This window comes from Reyranella sp. (genome assembly GCF_965279465.1).
GTDB lineage: Bacteria > Pseudomonadota > Alphaproteobacteria > Reyranellales > Reyranellaceae > Reyranella.
Window position 1 is genome coordinate 4,365,745 of the sequence record NZ_OZ257242.1, and the last position, 10,602, is coordinate 4,376,346.

A 10,602-nucleotide genomic window follows, 5' to 3' on the forward strand; every position below is an offset into this window, starting at 1 on the left:
TGCCGCTGCGGGAAAAATAGTGACGCGCGCCGCCTATCCGGCCGTTGCCACGGTAGCGGCGGTCGTCTGCTGCAGCACGAAGCGGAAGATGGCGTCGAGGTTGCCGGCGACAAGATCGCCGGCCAGCCCGACCTTGGCCGCGAGGTCGGTCATCGGTGCGACCTCATAGTCGATGACCACGTGCCGAGTGAGACCGACGCCCTCGTGCAGCTTGCGCTTGTTGTAGCGCAGCACCGCCTGCGAAGGGTGGGAGCAGTAGCACACCACCAGCAGCACCGGGCCCTTGTGCCGCGATTCGTCGATCGGCTCGCCGCGCCGGCTGTCTTCGGCCTCGAGCCCGCGCTGGCGCAGGCCGAAGGCGACCACGGCAGCGGCGGCATCGTCGACCTCGCCGCGCCCGCCGACGCAATGGACCAGCACGCCGTCCGCACCCTTCGCCACGCCCGGCGCGCGCTCCGGATCCGGTGCGGCTTCCTCACCGATGCTCTCGGCCAGCAGGTCGAGCACCTCGTCGGTGCCGTCGACGATGGTCGCCGTCTGCGTCGCATTCAGCCGGTGCATCTCGCGGTCCTCGTCGGCCAGGACCATCATGCGGCCGAGCGACTCGTCGAGGCCGCGTTCGAGGCCCTTGTCCTCGATCTCCTTGCGGGCCACGGCGGCGGCATCGACCACGGCGCCGCGGATCAGCCGGCGATAGATCTGCTGGTGCGGCGACAGCGCCGGCTCGTCGCCCAGCAGGACCCGCAGGAACTGCAGCGCCGGCACGTGCGTGCCGAGGACCAGCAGGCAGATGGTGAGCGGCGTCGACAGCAGCAGGCCGATCGGCCCCCACAGCATGCCCCAGAAGATCGCCGACAGGATCAGGGCGAGGGGCGTGATGCCGGTCGATTCGCCGAACAGCAGGGGCTCGACCAGCTGGCCGGTCAGGATGTCGAGCGCGACGATCAGCGCCAGCACCAGGAGCGGCTGGAGCCAGCCCGGCATGACGGCGAGGGCGATCAGCGTCGGCAGCAGCGCGCCCAGGATGGCGCCGACATAGGGCACGAAGCGGAACGCTCCGGCCAGCAGCCCCCACAGCAGGGCGTTGGGCATGCCGAGCGCGAACAGGCCGGTGCCGACCAGCACCGCGAAGCCGAGGTTGGTCAGGAGCTGGAGCGACAGCATGCGCGCGATGCGCGCCGCGGCGTCGCCCACCGCCTGAGACGTGGCATGCACGTCGGCGCCGAACAGCCGCACGATCTTGTCGCTGAGCTTGTCGCGGTCGAGCAGGATGAACAGGGCGAGGACGATGACGATGCCGACCGACAGCAGCGGATGCAGCAGCGGCGCCACGAAGGACGCGATCGAGGCGAGGTTCGATTCGCCGCTCTGCACGCGCAGCGCCGGCGTCGCCGTGCCTGCCTCGGGAGAAACGTCCTGGGCCAGCGAGGCCGTCATCGCGATGAAGCGGCTCACCGGCCCCGCGCCTTCCGACAGCTGGCGCACGTCCTGGATCTTCTGGTGCAGGTTCGTCTGGTAGCCGGCCAGGCTGCCCGCCACCTCGGCGAGCTGGCTGGTCACCAGCACCGCCAGCACGCCGATGCAGGCCATCGCCCCCAGCATCGCCAGCCCAACCGCCAGCGGCAGGGGCAACACCCGGCGCAGCCCGTTCACCACCGGATTGAGGATGAAGGCGAACAGCACCGCAACTGCCATCGGGATCAGCACGTCGCGCCCGAAGGAGAGCGCCAGGATCGCCATCGCCCCGAGGAAGGTGAAGGCGACCGCGCGCGCCAGGCGGCCCTCGCCATCCTCGCCGAGAATGCGCAGCCTCATGTCGGTATGCCTGTTTGCAAGTCGTGGATGCCCGAGGGCGGCGCGAGAGGGAGTTCGAAATCGACCGCGGACATGGGCAATCCAGGAACGCCGACCGGCATCCTTTGTTCCCTCAAGAGCGCCCGGGGAGGCGATCAGGGTTCGAGTCGACTGTTGACCGAAAATCTTTCGGAATGCTGGGAGCGCGGCTCTCCAGAGCCGCTCATGGAATGGTGCAACCAACGTATATGAGCGGCTCTGGAGAGCCGCGCTCCCAGCGGCATGACGCCTACAAACATCCAGCCAGAGGGCAGTGAAGCCGCTCTGCCTGCTTGAAGCAGCTTTCTCCGCGTTCGTGGGCTACGTCCTTCGGATTACTTGACCTCCGCCATGAGCTGCTCCTTCGCCTCGGCCTTCAGGCGCTCGGCCTGCTTGCGGATCGCCTGCTCGTCCGTAGGCTTTCCGGCCGCGGCGAAATCCTTCACGAGCTTCTGAATGACGTCGTCGTCTCCCGGCTTCTCGAAGTCGGCGAGGACGACCTCCTTCGCATAGGCGTCGGCGTCGCTCTTGCCCATGATCCCGGCCGCCCAGAGACCGAGCAGCTTGTTCTTGCGCGCATTGACCTTGAATTGCAGGTCCTGATCCCGCTCGAACTTTCTCTCGAAGGACTTCTGGCGATCGTCGAACGTGGTCATGGCCTCTCCCAGGGTTTAAACCTCGGAAGGCCATATGGTGCTGGCCGTTTAGCCTATCAACCCTGGGAGCGGCCGTTAGTGGGCGCCCGGATGGACCAGGCGGTGGACGAAGGCGAGCTTCTCGAGCGCCGGCGTCGACAGGACGAAGGGATAGAGGTCGGGCTGTCCCATCGAGCGGTTGAGGCTGTTCAGCGCGATGGTGAGCGGCATCCAGCTCTCGACCAGCCGGTCGAACGGCTGCGTGCGGTAGGGATCGAAATTGACCGAGGCGTCGAGCTCGTCGCCGTCCGCCACCCGGGGGCGCGTCGACAGGCCGAACGCGGCCGCCGTCTCGAGCGTGTCGACGAGGTGCAGGTAGTGCGCCCAGGTCTCGGCGAAATCCTCCCACGGATGCATCGTCGCGTAGGCCGTCACGAAGTGCGCCGGCCAGTCGGGCGGCGCGCCCTGCTCGTAATGGCGCTGCAGGGCCTGGCCGTAGTCGAGCGTGTCGTCGCCGAACAGGGCCCGGCAGGCCTCGAGCTCGTTGCCGTCGCGCACCAGCCGGTCCCAGAAATAGTGGCCGATCTCGTGGCGGAAATGGCCGAGCAGGGTGCGGTAGGGCTCGTGCATGGCGACCCGGCTCCTCTCGCGCTCGGCGTCGTCGGCCTCCTTCAGCGCGATGGTGATGAGGCCGTTGTCGTGGCCGGTCATGACCTTGATGCCATGCTGCTCGGAGTCGGCGAGGAAATCGAAGGCGAGCCCGGTTTCCACCTGCTCGAGGCGGGTCGCCAGCGGCAGCTTGAGCCGCAGCAGCGAGTAGAACAGCCGATGCTTGGCCCATTCGATCTTGCGCCACGCCGCAGCGTTCTCCTCCAGGCTGATGTCGGGGATCGTGCGGTTGTGCCGGCAGCACAGGCAGAGCGTGCCGGGCGCCTCGGCCTCGATCAGCCAGTTGCAGGAGCCGTGCCGGACGTTGTCGCAGAGACGGAACAGCTTGCCCGGGGCGGCCAGCGCCTTCCACGTGCCTCCCTCGGGCATGCCGCCCTCCGGCGCGTCGCCCTCATGGGGCTCGATCGCCGAGATCGCCGTCGCCGCCGGCAGGTAGGCGAGGCGATGGCCGCACTTCTCGCACAGGGTGTTCTCGAAATGCACGATCTGCCCGCACGCCTGGCACTTGAACAAACGCATCGTCTTCCTCGCCGCCTTCAGTCGTCGTCCCGGTTGGTGAAACGCGCATTGCCCAGCCCGGTGCCGATCGTCATGACGCCCCAGTGTTGCACGTCCTTCATGTTCGGGACCTCGCTCAGCCCCTGGACCACCGCGTCGTTGTGCATCTGGATCACGATGTCGTTGCCGTCGATGCGTGGCAAGCGCTCGAGCAGCGCCGCCGGGAGGTGGAAGCTTTCGCCCTCCCAGTTGCCCGGCAGGTTCTGGCCGCCCTTGAGGATGGTGCCGTGCTCGTCGATCAGGCCGGGGCAGCCGATGCCGATGAACGGCGCGAGCTTCATCTTCTCCTTCGCCGCGCGCTCGATCAGCTTGTTGAGCATGTCGGCGATCCGCTCGATCGCTTCGTCGCGGGTCGGGTTGTCGTCGCGATGCCGCCAGTGCACGCGTTTCCAGACGTCGGCGTCGTCGAGCTCGCCGCGCTTGCCGGCGTTCAGCTCGACGATGCCGGCCCGCACATTGGTGCCACCGATGTCGATCGCCAGGATCGCGTCGTGCCCGGCCAGAATCCAACCCGGCGCGAGCTGCACGGTGCCGATCAGCCCGGCTTCGTCCGGATGATTGCCGATCCGGCAGATGTCCACATCGATCCCGCCCGTCTTGAGCAGGATCGAGGCGCGCCCCATCGCCAGCTCGCCGATGCGGCTGTCGATCAGCCCGCCGCCGAGCACGATGCGTTCGGTGCCTTTCCAGGCCGGGACCCGCATGAAGCGGCGCACGACGGTGCACAGTTCCGCCGCGAACTCCTCGACCACGGTATGGATCAGCGCGGCCGCGGTCGGATCGTCGCTGGCCATCATCTTGTCGAGCTTGCTCTTGCTCACGTCCTCCATCGGCGTGTCGCCGAGCGGGTCGTCGCCGCTGGCCTTGAGCCGGTCGCGCCAGTCGGCGAGGATTGCGCGGAAGGCGCGGCCGCTGGCGCGATCGCCGACGAAGCCTTCCTCGTCGCGCAGCTCTTCGTTGTAGGTGTCGACGGTGACGGCCGGGAGCATTCGTCCGCCATGGGCAAGCGGACCGGACGGCAGGGCCGCAGGGTCCGGGGGGCTCGAGTCGTTCATTGGCGGCTCCTGGATGTCATGACTTACTCGCCCGGAGCGGTGCCGTCCGGGAAGGTCAGGGAAGGGGCTGAGGCGACCGGTGGGGTTCGCGGGAGGTCTATCGCTTGGCCTTGAGAGCCCGCCGGCGCGGGACCTTGCCCAGGGACCGCAGCTTTGTAACTTCCCGCATCGTGCGCCATTTGCGGCCCATGGAGCGCACGCCGAGCAGCGTGAAGCCGATCACCGGCAGGAGAACCGACAGGACAGGAGTAAACCGCATTTGCCATTCCCCAAGCGCTCTGTGCCGGCTCGTCCCGACATGCCCCCCCATAACGGAGATCGCCCCCCGGCGTTCCGGACGACGCGGGCTGGAGAGCGCTTTTTGCGGTGGAAGCAGATGCTGGACAGGGCGTGCTTCATCGGCGCACATGGATCGATGGAAGCGTCACGGCACATCGCCGAGGATCGTCGCGTCGAGGCGCTGCAGTCCTACGGGATTTTGGACACGCCACGCGAGGAGGAGTTCGACGCGATCGTCAAGGTCTTGAGCGCCATCTGCGGCACCCCGATCTCGGTCATCAACCTGATCGACAGGGAGCGGCAGTGGTTCAAGGCCGAGGTCGGGCTCGGGGTGCGCGAAACGCCGCTGCCGGCGTCGATCTGCGCCCACGCCATCCTGCAGCCGGACCTCTTCATCGTGCCGGACACGCTGGAGGACCGGCGCTTCGCCGACAATCCCCTCGTCGCCGGCAACCCGCATCTGCGGTTCTATGCCGGCGCGCTGCTCGAGACCCCGGACGGCCTGCCGCTCGGCACGATCTGCGTGCTCGACTACAAGCCGCGCCAGCTCGAGGACAGCCACAAGGCGCTGCTGCGGCTGATGGCGCAGCAGATCATGAAGCTGTTCGAGCTGCGCCGGGTCAACGCCCGGGAACGCCGGGCCCGCAAGCGCGCCGAGGTGCGCGCCGAGACGACCAGCACGCAGCTCGTCGATGCCGCGCGCGAGGCCGGCCTGCGCGAGCAGTTCATCGCCGTGCTGGGTCACGATCTGCGCAACCCGCTGGCCTCGATCAGGGCGGGAGCCGAGCTCCTGCAAAAGGGCAAGGGCGACGCGGGCGAGACCTTGCGGCTGATGCAGGGCAGCGTGTCGCGCATGTCCGCGCTGATCGACGACATCATGGATTTCGCCCGGGGCCGGCTCGGCAGCGGCATCGAGATCGGCCGCAGCGACGTCCAGCTCGCACCGGTGTTGCGTCAGGTGATCGACGAGCTGCGGCGGATCGCCTCCGCCCGGACGATCGTTGCCGAACTCCGGATCGACACGCCGGTTCATTGCGATGCGGCGCGGATCGGGCAGCTTCTCTCCAACCTGCTGGCCAATGCCCTGACGCACGGCTCTTCCGAGACGCCCATACATGTCACGGCGCACCGGGCGGACGGGTGGTTCGAGCTGTCGGTGAGCAATTCCGGTCCGCCGATTCCCGCGGCAGCATTGGAGCGGCTGTTCCAGCCCTTCTTCCGGGGCGAGACACGCGCCAGCCAGCAGGGTCTCGGCCTCGGCCTCTACATTGCCTTCGAGATCGCCCGGGCGCACGGCGGCACCCTGACCGCAACATCGTCGCCCGAGAAGACGACCTTCACCTTCCGCATGCGCTGACCTATTTTGGTGCCAGATCACGGTCATTGGACCGCGCGCATCCTGCGCGCTCATGAATCCGAGCGCGCAGGATGCGCGCGGTCCAATGACGATGACGTCAGCGCAAGGACTGCATCACCTGCCGGGAGCGCGGCTTCTCTACAGCCGCGCTCCCAGCGTGCTTTCAACGCTGAGGTGTCGACGGCGCGGCGTCGGGGGCCTTGCTGATCGACGGGTTGTTCGCTCCCGTCGGCTCGCCCGGTCGCGGCGTGTTGACCGAAGAGCTGCTGCTCGTCCCGCGGTTGCTGCGATCGATCTTGTCGTTACCGACGGCACCGCTCGTGCCCGGCATCGAGGTGGGGCTGTTGGACGTGCTGCTGCCGGTTCCCACGGTGCCCGGGGACGCCGTAGCGCCAGATCCGGAAGTGGCGCTGCCCGTGCCACCCGATGAGCCGCCGCCACTACCGCCGCCGCTCTGGGCGTAAGCGGCGCTGGCGACGCCGAACAGAACGAGCGCGGTGACGGTCGCGGCTTGTGTAACGATCTTCATGGTTCATTTCCCTTTGGGGTTGAGACTAAGGAGGAGGCATCGGGATATGAACGTTCGGTATTGCCCCAACGTTTCACCGTCGCCTGCCGTGAAGCGCCCTGCGGACGCCGTGGAGCCGGCATACGACTGATGGGGTATAAGTCCTGAGCGTAATCGACTCCCCGAACACAGCGTGCCAGCGTCGTGACCACTACAGAAACGCGGGAGGCGATTGCCTTGAACAGGGCACAACGCGATATGCTGGTGACTGCAGCGGCAGACGCCACTGTGGCGACGAACATCCTGCTCGGCGTGACGCAAAGGCTGGTCGCTCGGCACGCCTTGTCGTGGGAGGACGTGCAGGACATCTTCGACTTCACCCTGACGGTCTTCGAGGAAGAGAGTGGCCGTCCGGCTCATCCCTTGATGGCCGACGTCATCCACGCTGCCCGCAGGCGTCTCGAGCACCAGATGAGCCTCGTGCTGGGCGGACCGGAAGACGCCGAAAAGCGAGCCGCAAAGATCGGGTGAGTCGCGACCAGGGGGACGGCGGCCGCGCCCCGTGGCGATGCCCGGCCCTTCGGGAACATGCCGCACTTCGTCATCGTTCCGTCATCATGGCCGACGAAACCCATTGGGAATCGCTCGAGGAGCAAGCGACCCATCCTGTCGGCGCTGACGATGGCGCTGACGATGGCGCTGATGATGGCGCTGATGATGGCGGTGATGATGGCGCTGATGATGGCGCCGGCGGCCTACCATCGCCAGGCCGAGCGCAACCGGGTCACGCGCCGCTTCGTGGATTTGTCGTCGCGGCTTCTGACGGTTTCGATGATCCCGTTCACCGTCGGAATTTGTCTCGATACCTACCTGGTCGGCCGCCTGATCTCGCATGACAGTACGTTGGGGCTGGTGGCCGCCGCAGGCATGCAGCTCATTCTCTCGGGGTTGTGGTTCGCCTTGCCGTTCGCTTTCGGACGAAAGCCGCGATGAGGCAACGACGAGCGCGGCGCAGGCGTTGGCTGAGAGCGCGTTTGGTGCGCGCGACATCGGAGAAGGAACAATGACCAGACTTTTGTTCGCAACGAGCGCTGTCCTCCTGGCAACCCTGGCGCCGGCGTTCGCGCAGTCGCTGCCCGAAAAAACGGGTGTCAATACGGCCCTGGGAATCGCTCCCAAGACGCAGGGTTTCGTCGCCGAGGCCGCGCAAAGCGGCATGCTCGAGGTCGCGTCGAGCAAGCTCGCGCTGACCAAGGCCGACAGCGACAAGAGCAAGCGGTTCGCCGAGCAGATGATCAAGGATCACACCGCAACGTCGGAGGAGCTCAAGGGCCTCGTCGCCGGCAAGTCCACCGTGAAGCTGCCCGCCGCGATGGACAAGGCGCACCAGGACAAGCTCGACCGGTTGGCGAAGCTCGACGGCAAGGACTTCACGAAGCGCTACAACGACATGCAGCTCGCGGCCCACAAGGACGCTGTGTCCCTGTTCGAACGCTACGCGAAGGATGGCGACAATCCCGAGCTCAAGGCCTTCGCCGGCAAGACCCTGCCGCATCTCCAGCAGCATCTGCTGATGGCGCAGGACTTGAACAAGTAGGATCGTTCTCTCCGGACCCCGAGCGTCCCGCTCGCTCATGAGCGAGCGGAGGCTCGCGGTCCGGAAGGGCATGGGGTGCGTGCACGAACCTGATGGCCGTCGCCAGATCGTCGGCCGCTTTCACCGCTTCGAGATAGGCTGCTGCTGCCCACCAGAAGAGTCACAAGCGCTCAGGGGAATGACGGCCCGCTTTCGGATGCGGCCAATGGTCCGATCAAGCGGTCGTACTCGGCTTCGGGAATGCCGTAGAAGCCGCTGGCCGCCGCCTGCAGGCCCTGTCGGTTCAAGACCTGAATCAGGGTACGCGTTGCCTTGATGAGCGACTGGCCCTCGAGCACGTGCAGGGCGACGGTCACGCCCGAGCGGCGGACACCGAGCAGGATCGAGAGAAACTCGTGGGTGACGACAAGCCCGTCCGTCCCGATGCGGTCCTGCCACATGAGAATCCAGCGCGCGAGGCGCTCGCCCAGGCGTCCACGCCCGTTGGCGAGTGCGGTCTGGCTGCCCTGGGCCATCAACACATGGATATAGCGGAGGAACAGGGCTCTCCTTGCGGGATGCTGCATCGCGGCGCGCAGATCGGATACCGAAATCCGAAAGGCCTCGCCCGCCGACTGGACGATGTATTCGCTTGCTGATCGGTCGTCGCCCAGCACGATGGCGGTCCCCGTCATTCCCTCGAAGCCGATCATGCCGACCTCGATGCGTTGGTTCGGCCGGGTCGTGCCAACGACCGATACCAGCCCGCTTTCTACGAAGTACGCCGCTGCGATCGGCACGCCCGGGGCCTCCAGGACCTGCCGTACCTCCAACTTCACTCTCTCAAGACCGGCGAGCGCAAGCGGATCGCCATCGACGCCAGAGAGATGCGCTAGCAGGCGGTTACGCTGACTGGTAGGGGGCAACTCGATACCTTCTTTGCTGCTCGAATTCGAGGCACGGGGGGGGCGAAAGTAAAGGTTGGCCCTCGAGGCGTCTTGGTCGGTACCAAACCGTACGGAGCCGGCAGCGTTCAAATCCCGGAGCGCTGCCGGATGCAAGGAAGGAGACGACAGGCTGTCAGCCCCGACGATCTGTCGGAAAGCGTACAGCATACGCTCTTTTCAACCGGATGCTCAGGCCTAATATCGCATCTGGATCCAGGAGTAAGGGACATGCCCCACAGTCTACTTCGCGAACTCAGTCCGAATGAGGAAAGCGCGCTCGGCAAGATTGGCCGGGGAGTTTCTAGCCCGGATTCCCTGCGGCCCGATGATATCTCGTGTCTTCAAAGGTTCGGCTTCGTCGAGACCATGGGCGGTGTCGTGACGCTGACGCCGCTGGGCCTTCAACGCGTTGCGCGTGCCCTGACTGCAGGGTCCGGGGGCGAAGGCTTGCGAGCGCAACCGCCCGGTGTCCCACGGGAAGGAGATGCGAAAGCATAGTCGGGAGGCCTGCGAGCGGGAAGGGGCCGCGCTGCGACTCGCTTCAAGCAATGTCAGCCACGCAACGAGGCGGAAGCGTTGCGCGTTTGCAACGTGCCGGCGTTCGCGTGGGACGGCGGGCAGCGGAGGCGAGGATGGCGAAGCAGGTGATGAAGCCCCGGCGCACGGCGCGCCTGCCGCAGGCTCCGGCGATGGAGTCGCGGCACAGGAAGACCCTGATCGTGATCGCGGACGGATCGCGCGCGCGGTTCTTCGAGCCGAGCGGGGAGTCGCGCACGCTCGTTCCGAGCGAGCAGACCGAAATGACGGCGGCCGAAGCGCGTCGTCCGGTGCGCGACTTGGTGACCGACAGGCCGGGGCGCGGCTCGCCTCGGCGAACAGCGACGCGCGGCATGCGTTCGAGCCGCCGCACGACATCCACAAGATGCAAAAGCACGATTTCACGGCCCGCCTCGCCGCGGTGCTCGACAAGGCCTGCGGCGAGGGCCAGTTCGATCGGCTGGTGCTGGTTGCGCCGCCCCGCAGCCTCGGCGAGCTGCGGTCGCTCCTGTCGGCGCGCGTGAAGAAGGCGGTGTCGCACGAGGTCGGCAAGGACCTCACGAACGCGACGCCCACGGAACTGCGCGAGGTGCTGGCAGATATGCTGCCTCGGGCTGCACTGGTCTGAGCACGAGCGGCTGTCGTGGC

Annotated in this window: 12 protein-coding genes and 1 pseudogene; 6 read left to right on the plus strand and 7 right to left on the minus strand. The window is 66.8% G+C overall.

The annotated features are described in order from the left end of the window. Window positions 1-33 precede the first annotated feature (33 nt). The 5 genes from ACQY8M_RS21155 to ACQY8M_RS21175 all read right to left on the minus strand — a co-directional run bounded on the left by ACQY8M_RS21155 (window position 34) and on the right by ACQY8M_RS21175 (window position 5,009). Window positions 34-1,815 (minus strand): AI-2E family transporter, encoded by a 1,782-nt coding sequence (locus ACQY8M_RS21155; protein ID WP_428659243.1) that lies wholly within the window; start codon window positions 1,813-1,815, stop codon window positions 34-36. Window positions 1,816-2,168: 353 nt separating this feature from the next. Next, on the minus strand, window positions 2,169-2,489 hold the full coding sequence (locus ACQY8M_RS21160) for a DUF1476 domain-containing protein (protein ID WP_428659246.1): 321 nt from the start codon (window positions 2,487-2,489) through the stop codon (window positions 2,169-2,171). A 75-nt stretch (window positions 2,490-2,564) separates the two neighbouring features. Continuing rightward, complete coding sequence (locus ACQY8M_RS21165; protein WP_428659249.1) at window positions 2,565-3,656, minus strand: zinc-binding metallopeptidase family protein; 1,092 nt, start codon at window positions 3,654-3,656, stop codon at window positions 2,565-2,567. Window positions 3,657-3,673: 17 nt separating this feature from the next. Beyond that, window positions 3,674-4,684: an ROK family protein gene (locus tag ACQY8M_RS21170; RefSeq protein ID WP_428659252.1), complete on the minus strand. Its 1,011-nt coding sequence runs from the start codon at window positions 4,682-4,684 to the stop codon at window positions 3,674-3,676. Window positions 4,685-4,847: 163 nt separating this feature from the next. Further along, window positions 4,848-5,009 carry a hypothetical protein gene (locus ACQY8M_RS21175; protein ID WP_428659255.1) on the minus strand — a complete coding sequence of 54 codons (162 nt, stop codon included), beginning with the start codon at window positions 5,007-5,009 and terminating at the stop codon, window positions 4,848-4,850. Window positions 5,010-5,126: 117 nt separating this feature from the next. Between ACQY8M_RS21175 and ACQY8M_RS21180 the strand changes: the two genes are divergently transcribed. Then, window positions 5,127-6,386, plus strand: a complete 1,260-nt coding sequence (locus ACQY8M_RS21180) for a GAF domain-containing sensor histidine kinase (protein WP_428659257.1) — start codon at window positions 5,127-5,129, stop codon at window positions 6,384-6,386. A 163-nt stretch (window positions 6,387-6,549) separates the two neighbouring features. Here ACQY8M_RS21180 and ACQY8M_RS21185 read toward each other — a convergent pair whose 3' ends face one another. Beyond that, window positions 6,550-6,915, minus strand: coding sequence for a hypothetical protein (locus tag ACQY8M_RS21185; protein WP_428659260.1), 366 nt, complete (start codon window positions 6,913-6,915; stop codon window positions 6,550-6,552). A gap of 216 nt (window positions 6,916-7,131) precedes the next feature. Here ACQY8M_RS21185 and ACQY8M_RS21190 point away from each other — a divergent pair, with 216 nt between their 5' ends. The 3 genes from ACQY8M_RS21190 (at window position 7,132) to ACQY8M_RS21200 (ending at window position 8,491) form a co-directional block, all read left to right on the plus strand. Further along, a complete protein-coding gene (locus ACQY8M_RS21190; RefSeq protein WP_428659263.1) occupies window positions 7,132-7,425 on the plus strand; it encodes a hypothetical protein in 294 nt (97 codons plus the stop codon). A gap of 162 nt (window positions 7,426-7,587) precedes the next feature. Next, window positions 7,588-7,887, plus strand: coding sequence for a DUF6328 family protein (locus ACQY8M_RS21195; RefSeq protein ID WP_428659266.1), 300 nt, complete (start codon window positions 7,588-7,590; stop codon window positions 7,885-7,887). A gap of 70 nt (window positions 7,888-7,957) precedes the next feature. Further along, the gene (locus tag ACQY8M_RS21200; protein ID WP_428659269.1) at window positions 7,958-8,491 is read left to right on the plus strand and encodes a DUF4142 domain-containing protein; all 534 of its coding nucleotides are present in this window, start codon (window positions 7,958-7,960) and stop codon (window positions 8,489-8,491) included. A gap of 170 nt (window positions 8,492-8,661) precedes the next feature. Here the strand turns inward: ACQY8M_RS21200 and ACQY8M_RS21205 are convergent, their stop codons facing one another. Beyond that, window positions 8,662-9,585, minus strand: a complete 924-nt coding sequence (locus tag ACQY8M_RS21205; RefSeq protein WP_428659272.1) for a Crp/Fnr family transcriptional regulator — start codon at window positions 9,583-9,585, stop codon at window positions 8,662-8,664. A 521-nt stretch (window positions 9,586-10,106) separates the two neighbouring features. On the opposite strand from ACQY8M_RS21205, the pseudogene ACQY8M_RS21210 reads away from it, so the two are divergent. Both ACQY8M_RS21210 and ACQY8M_RS21215 read left to right on the plus strand, forming a co-directional pair. Next, window positions 10,107-10,187 (plus strand): annotated as a pseudogene (locus ACQY8M_RS21210) (hypothetical protein); the annotation flags it as partial. Further along, window positions 10,151-10,582 (plus strand): host attachment protein, encoded by a 432-nt coding sequence (locus ACQY8M_RS21215; RefSeq protein ID WP_428675427.1) that lies wholly within the window; start codon window positions 10,151-10,153, stop codon window positions 10,580-10,582. The pseudogene ACQY8M_RS21210 and the gene ACQY8M_RS21215, both read left to right, overlap by 37 nt. The last annotated feature ends 20 nt before the right edge of the window (window positions 10,583-10,602 follow it).